Annotated in this window: 19 protein-coding genes, 1 tRNA gene and 1 rRNA gene; 17 read left to right on the forward strand and 4 right to left on the reverse strand. The window is 39.1% G+C overall.

Annotation, left to right across the window (positions count from 1 at the left end):
* Window positions 1-917: 917 nt before the first annotated feature.
* Entirely contained in the window at window positions 918-2,387 is a 1,470-nt protein-coding gene (bglA, locus tag SAY88_RS21790) for a 6-phospho-beta-glucosidase BglA (protein WP_332634308.1), read from the reverse strand.
* A gap of 13 nt (window positions 2,388-2,400) precedes the next feature.
* Complete coding sequence (locus SAY88_RS21795; RefSeq protein WP_332634310.1) at window positions 2,401-4,308, reverse strand: beta-glucoside-specific PTS transporter subunit IIABC; 1,908 nt, start codon at window positions 4,306-4,308, stop codon at window positions 2,401-2,403.
* Between the two features lie 174 nt (window positions 4,309-4,482).
* Here SAY88_RS21795 and SAY88_RS21800 point away from each other — a divergent pair, with 174 nt between their 5' ends.
* Window positions 4,483-5,193, forward strand: coding sequence for a GntR family transcriptional regulator (locus SAY88_RS21800; protein ID WP_332634312.1), 711 nt, complete (start codon window positions 4,483-4,485; stop codon window positions 5,191-5,193).
* 49 nt (window positions 5,194-5,242) lie between these two features.
* On the opposite strand, the gene SAY88_RS21805 is transcribed toward SAY88_RS21800, so the two are convergent.
* Complete coding sequence (locus SAY88_RS21805; RefSeq protein ID WP_332634313.1) at window positions 5,243-5,842, reverse strand: DedA family protein; 600 nt, start codon at window positions 5,840-5,842, stop codon at window positions 5,243-5,245.
* 150 nt (window positions 5,843-5,992) lie between these two features.
* Window positions 5,993-7,354 carry a magnesium transporter gene (gene mgtE / locus SAY88_RS21810; RefSeq protein WP_332634315.1) on the reverse strand — a complete coding sequence of 454 codons (1,362 nt, stop codon included), beginning with the start codon at window positions 7,352-7,354 and terminating at the stop codon, window positions 5,993-5,995.
* A 385-nt stretch (window positions 7,355-7,739) separates the two neighbouring features.
* Here mgtE and SAY88_RS21815 point away from each other — a divergent pair, with 385 nt between their 5' ends.
* From SAY88_RS21815 to SAY88_RS21890, 16 genes are all read left to right on the forward strand, one after another.
* Entirely contained in the window at window positions 7,740-8,153 is a 414-nt protein-coding gene (locus tag SAY88_RS21815; RefSeq protein ID WP_332634316.1) for a fluoride efflux transporter FluC, read from the forward strand.
* Window positions 8,150-8,527 (forward strand): fluoride efflux transporter CrcB, encoded by a 378-nt coding sequence (gene crcB / locus SAY88_RS21820; RefSeq protein WP_332634317.1) that lies wholly within the window; start codon window positions 8,150-8,152, stop codon window positions 8,525-8,527. Before SAY88_RS21815 ends, crcB begins: the two co-directional genes overlap by 4 nt.
* 22 nt (window positions 8,528-8,549) lie before the next feature.
* A complete protein-coding gene (locus SAY88_RS21825) occupies window positions 8,550-9,692 on the forward strand; it encodes a trans-sulfuration enzyme family protein (protein ID WP_332634318.1) in 1,143 nt (380 codons plus the stop codon).
* Window positions 9,693-9,888: 196 nt separating this feature from the next.
* A 5S ribosomal RNA gene (gene rrf / locus SAY88_RS21830) occupies window positions 9,889-10,004 on the forward strand.
* Between the two features lie 206 nt (window positions 10,005-10,210).
* Window positions 10,211-10,284 (forward strand) — tRNA-Met (locus SAY88_RS21835).
* Window positions 10,285-10,553: 269 nt separating this feature from the next.
* On the forward strand, window positions 10,554-11,546 hold the full coding sequence (gene thiL, locus SAY88_RS21840; RefSeq protein ID WP_332634320.1) for a thiamine-phosphate kinase: 993 nt from the start codon (window positions 10,554-10,556) through the stop codon (window positions 11,544-11,546).
* 5 nt (window positions 11,547-11,551) lie between these two features.
* Entirely contained in the window at window positions 11,552-12,010 is a 459-nt protein-coding gene (tsaE, locus tag SAY88_RS21845; protein ID WP_332634322.1) for a tRNA (adenosine(37)-N6)-threonylcarbamoyltransferase complex ATPase subunit type 1 TsaE, read from the forward strand.
* Window positions 12,003-12,722, forward strand: coding sequence for a tRNA (adenosine(37)-N6)-threonylcarbamoyltransferase complex dimerization subunit type 1 TsaB (tsaB, locus tag SAY88_RS21850; RefSeq protein ID WP_332634324.1), 720 nt, complete (start codon window positions 12,003-12,005; stop codon window positions 12,720-12,722). The genes tsaE and tsaB overlap by 8 nt, the downstream gene beginning before the upstream one ends.
* Window positions 12,715-13,179 carry a ribosomal protein S18-alanine N-acetyltransferase gene (gene rimI / locus SAY88_RS21855; protein ID WP_332634325.1) on the forward strand — a complete coding sequence of 155 codons (465 nt, stop codon included), beginning with the start codon at window positions 12,715-12,717 and terminating at the stop codon, window positions 13,177-13,179. Before tsaB ends, rimI begins: the two co-directional genes overlap by 8 nt.
* Window positions 13,172-14,188, forward strand: coding sequence for a tRNA (adenosine(37)-N6)-threonylcarbamoyltransferase complex transferase subunit TsaD (gene tsaD / locus SAY88_RS21860; RefSeq protein ID WP_332634343.1), 1,017 nt, complete (start codon window positions 13,172-13,174; stop codon window positions 14,186-14,188). Before rimI ends, tsaD begins: the two co-directional genes overlap by 8 nt.
* Before the next feature lie 371 nt (window positions 14,189-14,559).
* Window positions 14,560-16,746, forward strand: coding sequence for a hypothetical protein (locus SAY88_RS21865; protein WP_332634326.1), 2,187 nt, complete (start codon window positions 14,560-14,562; stop codon window positions 16,744-16,746).
* Window positions 16,700-17,098, forward strand: coding sequence for a hypothetical protein (locus SAY88_RS21870; protein ID WP_332634328.1), 399 nt, complete (start codon window positions 16,700-16,702; stop codon window positions 17,096-17,098). The genes SAY88_RS21865 and SAY88_RS21870 overlap by 47 nt, the downstream gene beginning before the upstream one ends.
* A gap of 225 nt (window positions 17,099-17,323) precedes the next feature.
* Window positions 17,324-18,169, forward strand: a complete 846-nt coding sequence (locus SAY88_RS21875; RefSeq protein ID WP_332634329.1) for a metallophosphoesterase family protein — start codon at window positions 17,324-17,326, stop codon at window positions 18,167-18,169.
* A gap of 41 nt (window positions 18,170-18,210) precedes the next feature.
* Window positions 18,211-19,515 (forward strand): ABC transporter substrate-binding protein, encoded by a 1,305-nt coding sequence (locus SAY88_RS21880; protein ID WP_332634331.1) that lies wholly within the window; start codon window positions 18,211-18,213, stop codon window positions 19,513-19,515.
* 105 nt (window positions 19,516-19,620) lie between these two features.
* Window positions 19,621-20,697: an ABC transporter ATP-binding protein gene (locus SAY88_RS21885; RefSeq protein WP_332634332.1), complete on the forward strand. Its 1,077-nt coding sequence runs from the start codon at window positions 19,621-19,623 to the stop codon at window positions 20,695-20,697.
* A 5-nt stretch (window positions 20,698-20,702) separates the two neighbouring features.
* Window positions 20,703-21,572 carry a carbohydrate ABC transporter permease gene (locus SAY88_RS21890; RefSeq protein ID WP_332634334.1) on the forward strand — a complete coding sequence of 290 codons (870 nt, stop codon included), beginning with the start codon at window positions 20,703-20,705 and terminating at the stop codon, window positions 21,570-21,572.
* The last annotated feature ends 9 nt before the right edge of the window (window positions 21,573-21,581 follow it).

A 21,581-nucleotide genomic window follows, 5' to 3' on the forward strand; every position in this document is an offset into this window, starting at 1 on the left:
GGTAGTTGGGGGCTTCCCCCTGTGAGAGTAGGACGTTGCCAGGCAGATAAAAGACAATCCAATGGATTGTCTTTTTTTATATGCATAAACAGAATGCTCAAGGCGCTGAAGAGCTCTGTTCCGGAGGAACAGCATCTTCCTCGAATGGGCCGATGGTTACTACGTGATTATACTTCTCTGAAAAAACATCGTGTCCCCCTGTGAGACGAACTTCTTTTTTTCGTAAGCTTCACAGAGTGCTTCTAAGAAAAGCATCGTGCCTTCCTAGTAGAAGAAAAGAAGTGAGTCCGAGCTGTTTCTCTTCGTAACACGACGTGAGAAACGTCGAAGAAAGAACACCATGCCCAATCACCCCCGTAGAAGAGAACTGGCGAGCCAGGACGTTGCCAGGCGGGCACGCTCTGTATGGAAATAGGAGAGACGGACATACGCTGTATAATAGTAGGCGCCTGAAGGAGCAGCATCTTCTATGGTTGAGCCAATGGTTACAAACATGAACACACTTCTCTGAAAAAACATCATGCTACCTCTACGATGAACAGTTTCTATTAGTAAGACAACGTGAGTTAATATTCGCTCGACAGAAAGTTAATGAGTATGGACAGCAAAATAAAGAGATAAGACAGTAAACTTCCCACTTCCGACAGTATATTGTTCAAGTCGGCCAGAAAGAGATTATACGAAACTTTATACGACTTAGTGTTACAGAATAAAAATTAGTAATTACCCACATAAATGAACAATCTACATAAAAAATAACTCTTTTGAAGCATATCAATCACAAAAAAGTCTCTATTTTGCGAAAATTGCTTGCCTACTACATATAGATAAACGGTCGTTGATCTTCCATGCGCAAATAACCAAAAAAAGGCACCTTTTGTTTGGCGCCTTTTTTCGAGCTATATGTCTTTTGTAACTTAACGCGATGAAGTCACTACTTTTTCATAATTTAATTGTGCCCCATTTGATTCAATTACCTTTTTATACCAATTGAATGAATCTTTCTTATATCTCTTCATAGATCCATTTCCTTCATTATCACGATCAACATAAATCATGCCATAACGTTTTTTCATCTCACCTGTTGTAAATGACACGATATCAATAATTCCCCATGGAGTATAGCCCATTAGTTCAACACCATCATACGTGACAGCCTTTTCTAATGCCTCGATGTGTGATTTTAAATAATCAATCCTTTCTAGGTCATGTATCGAGCCATCTTCTGTGAACGTATCAACAGCGCCAAAGCCATTTTCGACGATAAATAATGGGATTTGGTACCTGTCATAGAAACGGTTTAATGTGTACCTTAAGCCTGTTGGATCAATTGCCCATCCCCAATCACTAGATTTGATGTAGGGATTTTCTACACCATGAGGTAGTGCACCATTCACGATATCACCTGTATTATCGCTTATTACATCACTTTTTACCGTTGTAGACATGTAATAACTGAAGCCTAAATAATCAACAGTTCCATTTTTTAAGATTTCTTCATCTCCATCTTCAAACTTAATATCATAGCCTTCTCTTTCAAACTCTTTCAACGCATAGCTAGGATAATACCCACGCACATGTACATCAGGGAAGAAGTAGCGTTGTCTCATGTACTCCTCTGCTAACATAACATCTTCAGGGTTTGAAGAATAAGGGTAGATCGGTACATGTGAAACCATTGCTCCAATTTGGAAGTCTGGGTTTATTTCTTTTCCTTTTGCGACAGCTAATGCACTTGCAAGCAATTCATGATGTCCTGCTTGATACATCACTTCTTTAGCATTTTCCCCTTCTTTTACAGTCACACCAGAGTTCGTCCATAGGAAAAGAGGATTGTTGACATCCATTTTATTATTGATTTCGTTAAAGGTCATCCAGTATGTCACTTTATCTTTATAACGGTTGAAGCAAACTTCAGCGAACTTTGCGAAGAAGTCTACTACTTTTCTGTTTCTGAATCCTCCATATTCCCTTGCTAAATGTAAAGGCATTTCAAAGTGAGATAACGTGATGACAGGCTCAATGCCGTGCTTGAGTAATTCATCAAATACGTCATCATAGAATTGTAATCCTGCTTCGTTTGGTTCGGCCTCATCACCTTTTGGGAAAATTCTACTCCAACCAATGGATGTTCGTAAGCATTTTAATCCCATTTCTGCAAATAAAGCGATATCCTCTTTATAGTTGTTATAAAAGTCGATTGCTTCATGGTTTGGATAAAATTCATTTGCTTCAATTGTCTCTGTAATTTTTCTTGGCACACCATGTGCACCTGCAGTCATAACATCAACGACACTTGGGCCTTTACCACCTTGATTCCAGCCACCTTCGAACTGGTGAGCGGCTAAAGCGCCGCCCCATAAAAAGTCTTTTGGCATTTTACTCATCTTGATTTCCTCCTTATTTCACTACTGTCATTAATTCTTCGTCTAACGTACAAGCTGTAAGATCTGAAACGATCACTTCTTTGTAAGCATGTGAATTCGTAATGATAATTGGTGTAATCGTTTTTAACCCTTTGTTCTCAATGGACTCTTTATCAAAGGTAATAAGCAGATCACCTTTTTTGAATTTGGCCCCATCATTGACCTGCAAACTAAAAGGTGTTCCATCTAATGAAACGGTATCTAATCCAATATGAACAAGCATTTCAACACCTGATTCTGAACGTAAGCCGATCGCATGCTTTGTAGGTGCAATCATTACTACACTTCCATCAAACGGAGCATATAGTTTGTTATCCGTTGGCTCAATGGCTAAACCTTGTCCCATTGCTCCCGAACTAAATACTTCATCAGGAACTTCGTGAAGTGGTATGACTTTTCCACTAAATGGAGCATTAAGTGTTTCTTCATTTTTATTTGAGTTATTTGTTTGTAAGTGATTGCCGCTTTGGCCTTGCTCATTTACTAAGCTGTCACTGCCTGCTTGTTTAGCCGTATCCTCACCATAGCCAAAGATTTGAATTAGAACTACAGGAAGAATAATGGCAATTACAGATCCAATTAAAATTCCCCAAATGGATGATGGATAATCAGCGCTTATTCCATTGACAAGTGTTAGCGGTCCTGGTAATCCAGCATAGGCAAAATAATATGGGTTAAAGAAACTTGCCACAATGGCCCCAACCGCTCCGGAAATACAACCGAAAATAAATGGCTTTTTAAACCTTAAGGTAATCCCATAAATCGCTGGTTCAGTAATCCCAAATATCCCAGTTACACCTGCAGAAACCCCGACTTTTCGAGTTTCTTGACTTCTTGCTTTTAAAATAACGCCAAGAACCGCGCCGACTTGTGCGATAACCGCAATCGTTTGATACGCCTGGAATGAATCTCGGCCATATAGATCATAGTTTGCTAGTACCATAGGAGTGATTCCCCAATGTACTCCAAAAATAACAAGTACTTGCCAGAACGCTCCGATAATGGCTCCAGCGAGAGCAGGTGCCGTTTCTGCTAAGAAGTTATAGCCATTAGCGATTCCAGTTGCTCCTGCTGTTGTAACAGGACCGATTAAGGCAATCGTTAAAGGTACCATGATGATCATACAGATAAATGGAACAAATAATGGTCGAATGACTTCATTCATGTTTTTATTTAAATACTTTTCAAGGTAAGACAAGATCCACACTAAAAAGAGTGGTGGTAGGACAGATGATGTGTATACGGTTTCAGATAAGGCAATCCCTAAGAACGTAACGGTCTCACCAGCTGCAATTTGTGCAGCGATTTCTGCCCATGTTGGACTTACTAATGCAGCACTACAAGCTACCGCAATATAGGTGTTTGTTTTAAAATGTTTCGATGCGGTAATGGCGATAAAAATAGGTAAGAACGTAAATGGAGCCCATGAAATAAAGCTGAAAACTTGATAAGTCCCTGTATTTGCAAAGGCAGGGAACAATAAATTTATAACAATTAATGAACCTTGTATAATACCGGCTGCAGCTAAGATGTAAATAAATGGTGCAAATACTGCTGACATAGTCGCAATGACACGATTTAAAATTGTTCCTTTGTTTTCACTTTGTTCATCGGATGTGTCAACACTAGCTAAACTTGAGAATTGTTCATAGACTTCTCCTACATGTTGCCCAATGACAACTTGGAATTGTCCGCTATTTTCTACTACGGTAATGACTCCTGGCAAAGATGATACTTTTTGTTTGGCTTCTGGTTTAGATCGTTTTAGTACGATTCTAAGCCTAGTTGCGCAACGTGTTACTCCAACAACATTCTCTTCTCCACCAACAGCTTCTAAAATGTCACTCGCCAGCTTCGTGTAATCTCTAACTTTTCCTGACACTTTAAACCCCCCTTTATAATCCTTTATACATTCACATTATAATTGTACCGGTATAATTAATCAATACATTTATAAAATACTTATTTGTGTATAGTGGGATTGAATGAGCTTTTGATAAGTTTATGCTATAATTTTGTTATTAAGTGAGACAAACAAACTAATGGGGTAATGGATATGTTAAAGTATCAGCAAATCGCAAATGAAATTGAAAAGTATATTGAAGATAATAAGCTTCAACAAGGAGATAAACTGCCCGTTTTAGAAACATTAATGTCTCAATTTGAAGCGAGTAAAAGTACGATTATTAAGGCTTTAGATCTATTAGAAAGAAAAGGAGTCGTATTCCAAGTAAGAGGCAGCGGAATTTTTGTAAGAAGACATAAGAGAAAAGGGTATATTAGTCTCCTTTCTAATCAAGGGTTTAAAGAGAACTTAGAGGATTTTCATGTCACGTCGGAAGTAATTGAATTGGAAGTAAGGAAGCCAACAGAAGAAGCAGCTGCTAACTTAAATATTGGCCGTGATGAAGATGTTTATTATGTAAAAAGAGTTCGTTATATAAATGGACAAACGTTATGCTTGGAAGAATCGTTTTATAATAAATCGATCATTACTTATTTGAATAGCGAAATTGTTTCTGAATCCATTTTTGATTACATTAAGGAAGGATTGGGATTAAAGGTCGGCTTCTCCGATATGTACCTTCAAGTGGATAAGCTAAGTGAGGAAGAAGCGGGGTATTTAGGATTGAAAGCTGGGTCACCTAAACTATGCGTGGAAACAATTTTTCATTTAACCAATGGTCAGCCATTTGACTTTTCAAAAGTCACTTATAACTATGAACAATCACAGTTCTTTGTCCAAGCAAATAGTTCCTTTTTATAAGATTGAAGGCTTGCATATTTAAAAAAACCTAACCATCTGAATCAGATGGTTAAGTTTTCTTTGCTTTGAGTTTAAAAAAGAAGACGATTGACATGACAGCTATGAAAGCTGAAAGAGCAAAATAAATAACAAACTTGTATGTTTCAAAGGATTGTTTAACAAAGTACCATCTAATCCCAAGTTCATAGCCAGATAAAACAAATAGGGTAACCCAAAATAAGGCACCTACATAAGAGTAGAGCACAAAAGTTTTAAGTTTCAATCGAGAGATACCAGCTAGATATCCTGTAATATGTCTTATGCCTGGTATGAAATAACCAATTAATAAGAGCCAAGCTCCATGCTTCTCGAACAATTGTTGAGCTTTATTTATTCTAGTATGAGATAAATGGAGTTTAGGCCCATATTTCAAAAGGAATGGAAGACCTAATTTAGCTCCGAGTATATAGCTGATTGTAATTCCAATTGCCGATCCAAGATAAGAACTTATTATTGCAGTGATTAAATCAACTCTACCAAGATAGGCATAATATCCAATAGTAATGAGCAATACTTCGTCAGGCAAAGGAAGCCCAACGATCCCACCTACAAGTGCAATAAAAATTCCAAAATAACCATATTCAAAAATTAAGTGCTTTAATACTTCCATAGTATCTTCCTATTCTAAAAGAGGCTAATCCCATTATATCGAATTTTCAAACAGGAAACGAGTTGAGATCTTTTGGAAGATAAAAAGAGTAACCACCACATTTAGTTGTAAGTTACTCTAATCAAATGTTCTATTAATAATTTCAATAGTTTACAAGTAATGAAGCAGGCTTGTTGCAATTGTAAAGTAGATTAACAACCCTAATATATCATTTACAGTTGTAATGAAAGGGCCGGAGGCAAAGGCAGGGTCTATTTTAAATTTATGGATGATAAGAGGAACCGTTGCCCCAACAATTGTTGCAACACTTAACGAACAAAAGATGGATATACCAACAATAACAGCTACCATATAACTACCATAAAAAATCGGAATGATCAGTAATAACGTCATTGCACAAATGAATCCAATCATCATACCGGTGCTGAACTCTTTTAAGAGAATTCGGAAGAGCCCTTTCTTCTCAAGTGTCCCCAGTGCAAGACCGCGTACAACAACTGCTAGTGATTGTGTACCAGCGTTTCCTGCTGACCCCATTAATAAGGGGATAAAAGCAGCGAGTAAAATGATTTGATTCAGTGTTTCTTCAAATTGTTCTATTACTCCAGCAGTAAGAAGCCCAAAAAACATAAGGAGGACAATCCAAGGAGAACGTAATTTTGCGGCTGTAAATGCTGAAACGTTTATATCAGTTGCCCCTCTAGCTGCTGTAAATTCACCTAAGTCTTCAGTAGCTTCGTCCTCTAAAACATCAATAACATCATCAACGGTAACAATCCCTAGTAAGGTTCCATCTGAACTAACAACGGGGGCAGCTAAGAAGTTATATTTTTTAATCATTTTGGCGACTTCTTCTTGATTGGTGTCTGAATCAACGGAGACAACGCGAGAACTCATTAAGTTTTGAACTAACTCATTTGATTGTGCTGTAAGCAAGTCTCTCAAAGAGACAACACCTACTAGTTGATCCTGTTCATTGACGACATATAAATAATAGATGGTTTCGGCATTCGGCGCTTCTTCTCGTAATTGCTCTATCACTTGTTGTGCACTATGTGAGGAAGCAAGTGAAATGAATTCTTTTGTCATAATTGCACCAGCAGTTTTAGGCGGATAGGCCATTAACTCTTTTACATCATTAGCATCCTCTAAATCCATTGCTTTTAAGAGAGCGTGCGCCGCGCTTTCATCTAGTTGAGAGAGTAAGTCAGCTGCATCATCTGTGTACAGATGGGTTATCATTTCTGAAGTGTAATGTTGGTCAAGTTCAAGGATTAACTCTTTTTGTTCTTGCAGTTCAAGAGCTTGGAAGATATCGGCCATTTCCTCTGGATTGATCATTTCATAAAGACTTTGCCTTTGTTCCTTTACCAGTTTCGCATAAATTTCAGCTTGGTCAGTTGGATGTAACTGCAGGAATTCTTCACGGAATTGAAGGTTCGCGTCTTTCTTTAGTAATTCTATTAGGTGATTAGTGTAGTCATCTTTTGTTTCATTGTTAAGTCTAGCCATGTTATGACCTCCTTCTAAGATGTGTCACCACAGGCAGAAAGGTGCATGTGGTGTTTAAATAAATGTTTATTTAAAGTTTGACTAAGGGGTTCTGGATCAGCATTCATCGTTCACATGCACCTCCTTAACAAAGGAATAATTTTTAGAAATAATCTGCTTTCGTAGTTGCAAAGTGTAGCAAATAATTTGTCCCCATTTTTGAATTATTGAGTTTCTCGCATCCTTCTATAGAATATGCAAGACTTGTTCAATCGTTCGTAAGAGAATACTAGGCACATAACAATAGATTTACTTGATGGTTAATATTAGAGCAAGTTAGGTCCTTGCTCCCGACTCTAGAGTGAGATAAAATCAAACTATTCGTACGAATTAAGGAGCGTCTATTTTGAAGCATGATTTATGGAAAAATATAGGGATGATTGCGATTGGCTCAGCTATTGGGACAAGCCTCCGCTATTATTTAAATCTCTATACATTAGCAACAGGTTATCCAATTGGTACGATCATTGAGAATTTAGGTGGAAGTTTGCTTCTAGGTTTTTTGACTGGGTGGTTTATTATAAAAGTCCCACGTGAATGGCTTAAGGTAGGGCTTGGTGTTGGCTTATGTGGTGGGTTTACTACAATGTCAACTCTTGCTAGCGATAGTGTCTTTTTGTTTCTAGAGCATACATGGTGGCTCAGTGCATTGTATATTATACTATCGGTTTTTGGAGGAATAGTGTTTGCACTAGTTGGCTATCTATTGGGAAAAAAGGTAGGAAAAAGACAAGCTTCGCTGGAGGTGGGGCAGGGATGAACCTACTACTGGTCGGTGTTGGAGGAGCACTAGGAGCTATTTGTCGCTATTTATTGGGCCTTGCCATAATGAGTAGGTTTCCTAAGCCGCCGTTTCCAATCGCGATGTTAATAGTGAATGTACTTGGATCCCTCGGATTAGGGCTTTTCTACGGTAGCTATTACGGTGCGATTCCACTTGGAGCCTATGAAGAACCAGCTTTCTTGCTTATAGCTATTGGCTTTTTTGGGGCATTTACAACGTTTTCAACTTTTAGTACAGAAACGGTACAACTTTATCAAAAGAAAGCATGGAAACCACTTATTGCTTACACAAGCTTGACTATTGTAGGGTCAATCACAATGTTTGTATTTGGTTTTTCAATCACGAAGTAATCATAGATTAGGGGATGGGAAGATGAGAGAAACAAATTTTAATACGAAGACTGTACATTTTCAAACAAAAGAACCAGCAAGAAATGCAAGTAAAGCAAAGCCGATTTATCAAACATCAGCTTTTGTTTTTACTGATTTAGATGATATGGAAAGTTTCTATGAAGGGGAAAAAGAATACCTATACTCTAGATATAGCAATCCAAATACAGATGATCTTGGAAAGGGTATCGCCTTACTTGAGGAGACTGATGATGGAATTGCCACATCATCAGGAATGTCAGCAATATTAGCAGGAGTATTAGCCGTTGCAAATCCAGGAGATCATGTTTTGGCATCTGATGATTTATATGGAGGAACGTATCAGATGTTTGCACAGGAGCTGCCTAACTTTGGCATTGATGTTAGTTTTGTTTCCTTTCAAGATTTGAACGTAGTAGACGCAGCTTTCACAGATAAAACGGTTTTGATTTATACGGAATCTGTAACAAACCCGCTGCTTCGAGTGGAGAGGCTTGAGGAAGTCATTGCTCTAGCGAAACAAAAAGGTGTTAAGACGATGATTGATAATACATTTGCTACTCCTTATTTGTTGCAGCCTGCCAAACTCGGTGCCGATCTTGTTGTCCATAGTGCGACAAAGTATATCGGAGGACATAGCGATGTAACCGCAGGGGTTCTTGTTGGGGAGCAATCGCTTATTGATAAGGCAAAGGGCAAAGTGATTACTCTTGGGTGCAACTTGAGTCCATTTGAGGCTTGGCTCGCTTGTCGTGGCTTAAAGACATTAAGTTTACGTATGGAGCGACAAAGTCATAATGCGAAAATGCTTGCTGAAGCCTTAGAGACTCACGAGGGAGTGGCTCGTGTCTTTTACCCTGAATATGTGTCTGAAAAAGGAAATGGAGCTATGGTTAGTATTGATTTAGCTGACAATGTAAATGTTGAGGAGTTTTTCCGCTCGCTTGGATGGGTAAAAATTGCCCCTACATTAGCGGGTGTTGAAACAACGGTTTCTTATCCACTTCGCACATCTCATCGTACGGTTCCCGATAAACTTAGAAAAGAACTTGGAATTGGTACGCAATTGGTACGTATTTCAGTAGGGATTGAAGACGAGAAGGATATTATCGACGCTTTTGTTCAAGCGATCGACACAGCGAAGTAATGGGGAATGGGGCTGTCCCAAAAGGCCGTAACAGAGGTGGTAATGGCTCCGTTCGCTACATTGCTTCGGGGGTGTCTCAAAAGGTCAAAAACAGACCTTTTGAGACATCCCCCTTGTTGTGTTGCGAAAAAATGTAAAAGAAGCTTGTGTTCAGCTTGAGAACATGTTATTATAGAACTTGTGTCAGAGAAAGTAGTCTGGTGGCGATAGCGAAGAGGTCACACCCGTTCCCATGCCGAACACGGTCGTTAAGCTCTTTTGCGCCGATGGTAGTTGGGGGCTTCCCCCTGTGAGAGTAGGACGTTGCCAGGCAAATTTCTTTGTATAAAATATGTTAGTATTGACTATACTAATTTAGTGTAGAGACATCAGTTTACTTTAAAACGACGCGGGGTGGAGCATACAGCAAAACATCGTCGAGTAAGCTACGACATGTCTTGACGCATACACTGCAAAGCGAAACTAGAAGAGGAAAAGATAACTTCTTCGAATAAGCATCATCAGTTACTTTAAAACGACGCGGGGTGGAGCAGCCTGGTAGCTCGTCGGGCTCATAACCCGAAGGTCGGCGGTTCAAATCCGTCCCCCGCAATACCAAGAAGAAGCCGAAACGAATATGTTTCGGCTTTTTCTATGCAGAAAACGTTTCGTAAACGGATAAAGCCTTATCCTAAATAGTTTTTGTTTGTTTAAGTTAGTTTTCTTTATAGGGGCTTAAAACAATAGTTTTTCTTTCTCTGTATCTAATTACTTGGGCATTTTGGTTAAAATCGGATAAACTAAAAGAGATACTCCTTAGGTATGTAGAAATCCTAAGGTTTTTTTGCAGATTTATGATTTTGGTCGAGAGGGTCGGTTACAATGGAAGATGAGTTCGCGTTTATTACAAAAATTTCCCCAAAAGAGATTTATCAAAAAGGGCTTGTTCGTGGAATAGGGGACGATGCAGCTGTTTATTCTAGTTCGGATCAAATGGAACAAGTCGTTTGTGTAGATACAATGGTTGAAGGAGTTCACTTTCGTCGTGATACACTTAGTCCCTATCAAATAGGGAAAAAAGGGTTAGCAATCAATGTTAGTGATCTTGCTGCAATGGGGGCGATTCCTACCTATTATCTTGTGTCAATCGCTGTGCCGCCATCATGGACGGAAGAGGAGTTAACTCAATTATATAAAGGGATGAATGAGTTAGCAGAAACACATCGAATGGATTTAATTGGTGGAGATACGGTATCTACAAATGATGTTCTTGTTTTAACGGTGACGGCAATTGGGTCAGTGGAACGTGGGAAAGCTAGATATCGTGATCAGGCTAAGGAAGGGGACCTTATTTTTCTAACGGGGTATGCTGGTACGTCAGCAGCTGGGCTAGATTTATTGTTTGAAAAAGGATTACATGGTCCTTTTTCTAAAGAGGAGCAAGAACTTGTTAAAGCTCACCAGGAGCCGCTTCCTCATGTAATAGAAGGGAGGATCCTTTCAACGTCAAACAAGCGCATTTCCTTAAATGATGTGAGTGATGGTGTCGCTAGTGAAGCGAATGAGTTAGCAGAAGCAAGCCAGGCAAAATTCATAATTAAATCAGACAAGCTACCGATTCACAAAGCAATGCGCTCATATCCCAAGGAGAGGCAGTTAAAGTATGCGTTATTTGGCGGAGAAGACTTTGTATTGATTGGGACGGTTCCAAAAGAGGATTCAAAAGACTTAGAAAAGGAATTTCACCAAAAAGGTCTAATGTTCGAGGTCGTTGGGTTTGTGGAAGAGGGAGAGCCTGGTGTATTTTTAATAGAAGAAAATAAAATGAAAAAGGTAGAAAAGAACGGATATAATCATTTCAAAAAGCGCGGGTGAAGGTAGTGGAAGAGTGGAAGCTTAAAACAGAGTCGCCAGAAGAGACGATGCAACTAGCGGAGAAATTAGCGGAAATTGTGCAACCTGGTGATGTGATTACGCTTGAAGGAGATCTTGGTGCAGGGAAGACAAGTTTTACAAAGGGATTTGCAAAAGGGCTGGGTGTCAAACGTGTTGTAAATAGTCCAACTTTTACAATTATCAAAGAATATAAGGGGCGCATCCCCCTTTACCATATGGATGTGTATCGAATGGAAGATGAGATGGAGGATTTGGGGTTAGAGGAATACTTTTATGGTGAAGGTGTTTCTGTAATTGAATGGCCTAGCATGATTCCAAATCAGTTGCCAGAGGACCGCCTCGCGATTTCTTTATTCCATTTAGGGGAAACAAGTAGGGAAATTACGGTGCAAACGACTGGGGTCCGTTCTTTGGAGTTATTAAAGGAGTTGCGTTATGAGTAAAACATTAGCGATTGATACATCATCATTTGTCATGGGGATAGCTGTTACAGAGGGCGATCGAACATTAGGTGAAGTAACAACAAATATTAAAAAAAATCATTCGATTAGGCTCATGCCAGCTATAGATCAATTAATGGGTGAAGTTGACGTCAAACCGAATGAATTAGAGAAAATTGTTGTAGCTAATGGACCGGGATCCTATACTGGGGTTCGGATTGGCGTCACAACAGCCAAGACGCTTGCTTGGTCATTAAATATACCGGTTATAGGTGTATCAAGTATTGCTGTGCTAGCACAGACTGGCCGTTTTTTTCAAGGTGTTATTTCTCCAATTATGGATGCAAGACGTGGACAAGTCTATACGGGCCATTATGAAACAAAGGGAATCGACGTATTAGAAATAATGAATGACCGTTTAATAATGTTAGAAGATTGGCTTGTTTACTTACAAGAATTAAGAAAACCTGTATTATTTGTTGGACAAGATGTTTCGATGCATGAAGTGATGATTCGTGAAAAACTAGGGGATAATGCTCACTTTGCTACTGGATCGATGGCTTTGCCGAGGCCTGCAGAATTAGCGAGATTAGGTAGGACACTAACGGCAGATATTGATTCTGTACACTCGTTTGTACCGAATTATTTACAACTAGCAGAAGCGGAAGCTAATTGGCAAAAGGCTCAGAAAGAAAAGGACATGAAAAATGATTGAGCAGGAAAAAGAGACGGTTCGTTTTATGACAATTGAAGATTTAGAAGTAGTAATGGAAGTGGAGCGTGATGCTTTTACTACGCCATGGGATCCGACGATTTTTCTAAACGAACTAACATCGAATCAATTTGCACAATACCTTGTTTATGAAGTGGAAGGTGAGATCATAGGATATTGTGGATTATGGATAGTAATGGACGAGGCTCAAGTGACGAATATAGCCATTCACTCGAAAAGTCGAGGACAAGGGCATGGGGAAAGGCTATTACAATATGTCATTTCTTTTTTGAGGCAAATGGGTGTTTCGAAACTTTCATTAGAAGTACGCGTGACAAATACAATTGCGCAAAAACTTTACCGAAAGATGGGGTTTGTTGAAGGTGGCATAAGGAAAAATTATTATGCTGATAATTTAGAAGATGCTTTAGTGATGTGGGTGAATCTAGATGATGAGTGAAAAGGAAATAATATTAGCGATTGAGACAAGTTGTGATGAAACGTCAGCTGCGGTCATTGAAAATGGAACGAAGATTTTAAGTAATGTCGTATCTTCTCAAATTGAAAGTCATAAAAGGTTTGGTGGGGTTGTTCCTGAAGTGGCATCCAGGCATCATGTGGAACAAATTACGATCATTATTGAACAGGCAATGGAGGAGGCAAATGTATCTTTTGCAGACTTAAATGCTGTTGCTGTGACGGAAGGACCAGGTCTTGTCGGGGCTTTGTTAATCGGTGTCAATGCGGCGAAAGCGATTGCTTTTGCGCATAATATTCCATTGATTGGTGTACATCATATTGCTGGACATATTTATGCGAATCAGCTTGTTGAACCGATTACGTTTCCATTGTTAGCATTGGTTGTTTCAGGTGGTCATACGGAACTTGTCTATATGAAGGAAGATGGTCATTTTGAAATTATCGGCGAGACAAGAGATGACGCAGTAGGAGAGGCGTATGATAAAGTTGCAAGGACGCTTGGTTTACCTTATCCGGGAGGTCCGCACATCGATCGACTTGCTGCAGAGGGAAGTGAAACAATTGAGTTTCCTCGCTCGTGGTTAGAGCCAGACTCGTTTGATTTTAGTTTTAGTGGATTGAAATCATCTGTTATTAACACATTGCACAATTTTAAACAGCGTGGTGAAGAAGTGAAAATTGAAGATGTAGCAGCAAGTTTTCAAGTAAGTGTTATTGATGTTCTTGTAGGAAAAACAAGGCGAGCAGTTGAAAAATATGAAGTAAACCAACTATTATTAGCTGGAGGTGTAGCAGCTAATAAAGGCTTACGCCAAGCATTAGAGAACGAATTTCAAGCAACTAAAGTTGATTTGAGAATTCCACCTTTATCGCTTTGTACGGATAATGCAGCTATGATAGGTGCTGCAGCTAGTGTTAAATGGAAAAGTCAGAAGTTTGCTTCCTACGATTTGAATGGAAACCCTGGACTTGACTTAGAACAACAGTAAATATGTTTAAAACCACTTATTGGCGCGAATGCTAGCAATAAGTGGTTTTTTTAGTTTAGAAAGAGAAGGATTGGTGCTTCCTGTTGAAATTTGGTTTAAAACGGTAGTGAAATGGCTAAACTCAAGTTGTTTTTTGTCGTATTTCGTAAAAAGTTGTTAGCAAATTTTATCCACAACATTGTTAACATTGTGGGTAAACACGAAAATACTAGAAAACACGTGAATAAAATTGTTATTAACTTATTTGTGGATAACTCAGTGGATAATGTGAATAAGTAAGCAAACCCCTTAAAAAACGGTAATCTGACTGTTAATAACTGTGTGGATATTGTGGATATGTCAGAAAATTAGCCCAAAAAGGTTTGAGAGAGATGTGGAGAAAGCTTATATTACTTTTAATAATACTAATTAGTTTCCAAAGTAATTTGTTGAGTTATGCTGAAACGACAGACAAAAAGGAAAAAATAGCTGTTATTTTAGTTCCTGGACTGTCTATGACGGAAGCGCATTGGTTTATCCACAATGAGGGAACGAGCGAGCTCTTTGAAGAAGCTGCTATTGGTGCTATGAATGTCAGACCGGATGGACCTTATTCATATTTAAACAATATGGTCACAATGGGAGCTGGAGCTAAGGCTGTTGGCGTCCAAGGATGGAATAGCTATGAAGCAACAGAAGAAGTGAATGGGTTTCCTGCAAGTGAGTGGGTCCATCAATTGACTGGGATAAGAAGAACAGAAGGCTTATTGCATCCCGATTTCCATCGTTTAAATAATAAAAATGAACTGGGAACGCACCGAGGCCAAGTGGGTGTTTTTGGGGATATGCTGCGTGAGGGGGCAATTGTTCGCCAAGTGTATGGTCACAGTGACACGTTGGAAGAAAGAATTCGTTACGGTTCCTTACTTGCATTAGACCAAAGTGGCACGGTTAATGGCGATATTACTCAGTCTGTTAAAGAGAAAGCGGGATCTCCAAATGGAATGGAGATGGATATTGAATTTCTTATTAACAAACTATCAACATCTGGGGAAAAACAAAAACGTTTCTTTGTCATCGAGTGGGGCGACTTGTATCGTTTATATGACCAGATGTTCTATATGGAGGAGTCGCACTTTCAAAATGAACAGGAAAGGCAATTGAAGAGGTTACAGTCATTTTTGGAACAGGCACGTCAGGAAGTTGATGAGCTATGGGTGATTTCACCAATGATGAACAAACAAGCGTATGATGAAAAGCAGCAGTTGGCGCCGGTTTTTTATTGGGGACAACAAAAGGGAGGATACCTCACATCAAATACAACGAGACAAGAATACTTAGTAAGTAGTATTGATATTGTTCCAACACTGCTCGGCTCCTTTCATCTTCCGTCAGAATCCTATTCAGGTAATCAAGTGATGCAATCAAGTGTAGGTGTTATGGATAAAGCTCCATTTTTCCAAACAGTTGATGAAATTGTGCTAATTTATAAAAGTAGAGCCAGTGTTCTCTCCATTTATATCACTTGTTTAGTCGTTGCTTTAATTGGTGCTGCTATTTATGGGGCATTTGGGACAAAAAAAAGACGAACGTGGCGCTACATAACGAGGTTAATTCTATTATCAGCATTGTGGTCACCGTTTTGGTTTCTTGCATTGTCAGGTACTGTGAAAACACTTGGAATAAGTGGATTTGTATTAGGTTTAATAGCTAGCTCTTTACTATGTGGATATGTTGTAGAAAAGGGAAGCGAGAAACCAATTTTTTGGATCGGGTTATTTACATTTCTACTTATCACTGTTGATATTATCCTTGGGTTTACGTTAATGCAACGCTCATATTTAGGCTATGATCCAATTATCGGGGCAAGATACTATGGAATCGGCAATGAGTTTGCAGGAGTGTATATTATCTCTGCCATAATGGTTATCAGTCCATTAATAGATTCCATACCAAAAAAACGGTTGGTCGCTTTAATTGTTCCTCTCTTTACTTGTGTTATTGTGATTCTTGGCAAAAATACGCTAGGCACAAATGCTGGGGCAACATTATCAGCTGGAATCGCATTTGCTTTCTGCTTTTATCGTATGATAACGAAAAGGTGGTCATGGCGCTTTCTTCTCATTGTGTTTGCTCTGTCTTTGAGTGCATTATTCCTCTTCCTCTATATGCTACAATTAACAGGGGAGCAGACCCATATAGGCATGGCATTTGATCGGTTATTAAATGGAGATATTCGCTATATTACAGATACGATTCAGAGAAAAATGGCTATGAATATGAAGATCTTCCGTCATTCAAATTGGACACAGCTATTTGTTACGAGTTACTTGTTAGGAGCCATCATTCTTTGGCGAAGACGACTGCAGCTTGAAGGACGGGATAAGCAGCTCTTTTTACAAACAGGAGTAGTTGCTTCATTTGCATTGCTATTATTAAATGATTCGGGTGTCGTTGCAGCTGCGACGTCAATGTTCTGTGTCGTGTCAGCCCATTATTACTGGTTGTCTGTAAGCAAGGAGGAGAACAATTTTGCAGTTGGAAAAACGATTGATCCTAGCCAGACGGTTGAGGATTAGTGTTCTCATTGTTATCGCGATTGCGTTAGCTATGGATTATTTTCCTTGGATAACAGGAGGACTCGTTGGCAGGAATCTGATCTTTGTGATACTTGGTTTTTGTTTTCTACTAGCGGTTGTAGCTGAACTATTAATACCGAGAAAAGAGCATCGAAAAGTGAATGTTCCTTTGTTTGAGCACGATTTATTTTTTATTTTTTACGTTGTTGCTGTAATTGGATTGTATACCATTTTAGGGGGATATTCGCAAATTGGCTTACATATTACTCATCCAGTTCTTTGGGTCTTTGTTGTGTACGCCTTTATAAAATGGAATTTGGACCGAAAACATGCAAACAAAGAACAAGAGTAAAAGGATCCTATTAAACAAAGGGATACCCGGCGCGCAGTCAATTTCGACTGGGCGTTTTTTTTCTGTGATTAAAAGAATTTGCTTGATGCAATGTCATCCTATTAAGTCTGTAAAGAAGCTGTCGGTAAAAAATAACATTTTGTTTATAGTCTCAAAACGTTCAGTTAATATTTTCTACCTAAAATGAAGGTGAAAGAAAATAAGGAATGTGAGAGGTGCTTGTAAATGAAACTTGTTTTAATGGGAGATTTACATTACTCGGCAATTGATGAAACGATTGAAGGACTGTATGAAGCGAGATCGACTTTTTATAAGACCTATTTAGAAAAATTTTTAGAGATTGATGGAGATGCACATATTTCCTTAGGTGATTTAACAAAATACGGCCTCACATTAGAACTAGAAGGAGTTTACGATATTATAAATCAACGTGAAAGACGGTTTATCCACGTTTTAGGCAATCATGATTTATATGCTCAACCAAGAAATAACGTACTTGAAATAACTGGACAAGCCCGTTATCACTCAATCACAACGGATGAAGCCGTTTGTGTTTTTCTAGATACAGCTAAGGAAATGGATTATGAAGATTGGGGCGGATGGATTGATGATGAACAACTAGCTTGGTTTGAAGAAGTTGTTAAAGAGTCTGGAACCAAGCCACTTTTCGTTTTTGCTCATCATCCTGTCTATCAAACAACGAAAAATTCAGACCTTGAAAAAGGATCCATTTATCCAAGTATTGATATGTGGAACATTCTTAATCAAAAACAGGGACAAGGCTTTTATTTTAATGGACATACTCATCATGATTCAATCGTCAAACAGCAAAATTGGACATTTGTTCAATTGTCAGCTGCTCTTGATCAGCATTGTTTTCGAATTGTGGAACTCGATCAAGAGGAAATCAACATTACAGCAGTTGAGGTAACGGATGAAGCTGTGAAAAACAGTGCACTCATCTTACACCAACATATGAATCATTTCACCCATCAGCCGAATGCACGCGGTAGCGAACCTGATCGAGAATACCGTGCATCATTAGTATCTGTCACAGGGTTAGAAGCGTAAGAGATAAATCCATATATTGAGTCGGAAAAGGAGATAAGAAAATGAAAAAAGCATTGTTTCCAATGGGTTTTGTGCTTGCTTTAGCTTTAATGGTTGGCTGTAATCAGACAAGCAGTGAAAGCTCATCGAGCGTGAGTGGTTCAGAGCCTTCAGTCGATAGTGAGGAGAAAGTAGAAATCACCTATTGGTATGCATGGGGAGATAAAATTGGCGAAAATAATGAAAACTTGGTCAAGATGTTTAATGAATCACAAGATCGAATTCATGTGACAGCAGAATATCAAGGTTCTTACGATGATTTGCATGCAAAAACGCAAGCTGCGTTTGCAGCAGGCAATGCACCAGAGGTCACACAAAATGAAATTGCTTCTGTTGGCATTTTTGCTAACTCTGGAATGACGGAGAATCTAACGCCTTTCGTTGAAAAGAATGATGTCGACATGAACGATTTTATCCCGGGTCTAATGGGGAATTCGTATGTCAATGATCAACTTTATGCACTTCCTTATTTACGTAGCACGCCTATTCTCTATCTAAATAAAACGATTCTTGAAGAAGTAGGACTAGATCCAGCTGGCCCCAAAAATTGGGAAGAGTTTAGAGAGTACGCTGAGACACTAACAACAGATGGGGAACGTGTAGGCATGACGTTACCGGTAAATATTTGGATGTATGAGGCCTTGGTTGCTCAAAGTGGAGGCCAAATGTTATCTGATGATGGAAGTGAAGTCGCGTTTAATGCAGAAGCTGGTGTGGCACCTGTTCAATTCTGGAAAGAGATGGAGGAAGAAGGAATTCTTAAGATGCCAACAGGGGATGAAGCTGGCGATGTTGCAAGACAAGATTTCGCAAATGGCCGTTCTGCCATGGCATTTAGTTCTACAGCCGATCTATCGTTTTGGCTTGCGATGGCTGAAGAACAAGGCTTTGAGTTAACGACAGCTTTCATGCCTGCTAATTCGACCTATGGAGTGCCCACAGGGGGAGCGAATCTTGTTATGACAGCGGGGCTTGATCCAGAAAAGCAAGAAGCAGCGTGGGAATTTATTCATTGGATGACATCAACGGAACAAACCATCTATGCAAGTTCATATACCGGCTACCTGCCAAGTCGTATGTCTGCGGTGAATAGCGATGAGATGCAAGCCTTGTATGAAGAGTTCCCGCAGTTTAAAGTGGCGGTTGATCAATTAGAATATGCGAGACCTCGCCCTATAGCAGATGCGTACCCAGAAATTGCAAAAATTATATCTGATGAGATTACGAGAGTCATTATCCAAGATGACATTACAGCCGAAGAAGCAATCGACGTAGCTGCAGAAAGAGCTAATTCATTATTGAAGTAAGGGCGATGAGAAGAAAGCAAGACCATTGCTTTCTTCTCTGCTATATCCAGGGTTTTTCAAAGTAAACAAATGTTTGATTAATTTTTTTAGAGAGCGGGTTTATCTATGGCACAGATTGTTTTGCAAAATGTGACAAAGACTTTTAAAGATGAGGAAGTCGTCAATAATCTTAATGTCACTATAAAAGATGGGTCATTTACTGTCCTTGTAGGTCCTTCAGGGTGCGGGAAATCAACAACGTTACGAATGATTGCCGGGCTTGAACCGCAAACAAGTGGAGACATATGGATTGGCGAAAAGTGCGTGAATGACGTTCCGCCCGGAAAACGAAACATAGCAATGGTTTTTCAAAATTATGCCCTCTATCCAACGATGACCGTTCGAGAAAATATTGAATTTGGATTAGTAAATAAAAAGGTACCAAAAGAAGAAAGGAAAAAGCTCATTAGTGAGATCTCAGAGATCGTCGGACTTACCCCATATTTGAATAAGAAGCCTCAATATTTGTCTGGAGGGCAACGGCAGCGTGTCGCTTTAGCTAGAGCTATGGTGAAGAAACCACAGGTTTTTATTCTTGATGAGCCTCTGTCTAACCTTGACGCAAAGCTGCGCAACCAGATGAGAACAGAGCTCATTCAACTGCATAAACGATTAGGAACAACCTTTGTTTATGTTACCCATGACCAAGTTGAAGCAATGTCTATGGGAGATGAAATTATTATTCTAAACAAGGGTGTTGTCAAACAAGTGGATAGCCCAATGGATATATACCATGACCCTAACAATACGTTTACAGCAGAATTTATAGGGACTCCTGCCATGAACATTATTAAGTATGAAGATGTTCGAGGCTTGTTGCCTAATGTTGGAGATCAAGCAAGTTTTATAGGATTTCGACCTGAACATACGAGTATCCAATCAAATGCGTTGACCCATGATGATTGTCTAGTTATTCCTGGTGAGATTGTAACAAGAGAAACCTTAGGGGCAGAAGTAATTTACCGAATAAAAAGCAAAGTAGGAGATTGTCAGGTTAAAACGTTCTTATCAACTGTTGAGCGTGATTCGAACGTATTTATTTCGATCCCCTATGATGACCTATATTTTTTTGATAGAAATGGTGAGCGGTTGAGAGATGTAGCCGTTGGAAGAAAAACACCGTTCGTACTAGAGGGGGTTTAAAATCGATGCCATGGATTAAGCTTCGTCCATATGCAATGATTGCTCCTTCTGTTATTATCTTTTGTTTGTTTTTTATTTATCCTATCTTTTACATGATATACCTTAGTGTCTTTGATTGGAACTTCGTTAGTCTAACAAAGGATTTTGTCGGCTTTGGGAATTTCAGTTCTCTAATGGATGAGAGAGAATTTATAGAAGTGATGAGAAACTCAGCAGTTTATACGTTTCTTACGGTGTTTTTTACATTATCGATTTCCTTGTTACTGGCTTTATGGCTGAACAAACAAGGGGCGGTTTATAGCTTCGTGCAAGGAGCTATATTCAGCCCACATATTATCTCACTCGTTTCAATTTCCATGCTTTGGTTGTGGTTAATGGACGCGGATTATGGACTATTAAACTGGTTTTTAGGATTAGTAGGGATTCCGAGTGTTACGTGGTTAACTCATCCTGATAAAGCCTTGTTTTCATTGATTCTAGTAGCTGTATGGAAAGGGATTGGGTTCAATACGTTGGTCTTTATCGCTGGTCTTCAAAGTATCCCAAAAGATATGTATGAAGCGGCTCAATTGGATGAAGCAAATTGGTTTCGAATCTTTTACAAAATAACATTGCCAATGCTTTCACCGACTTTATTTTTCTTAGCTGTTATAAGCATGATTGGATCATTTCAAGTGTTTGATACGATTGCCATTATGACTCAGGGAGGTCCTATAAACTCAACGAATACATTTGTTTATTACATTTATGAAAATGGATTTCGGTTCTTTAAGATTGGTTACGCATCTGCTGCTGGTGTTGTGCTATTAATTGTGATTAGTCTATTAACCATTGTGTATTTTAGACTGCTAGCAAGACGGGTTCATTATCGTTAAAAAAGGAGA

The sequence above is a fragment of the Halalkalibacter flavus genome (assembly GCF_036663575.1).
In the GTDB taxonomy this organism is placed as follows: Bacteria; Bacillota; Bacilli; order Bacillales; family Bacillaceae_D; genus Halalkalibacter; species Halalkalibacter flavus.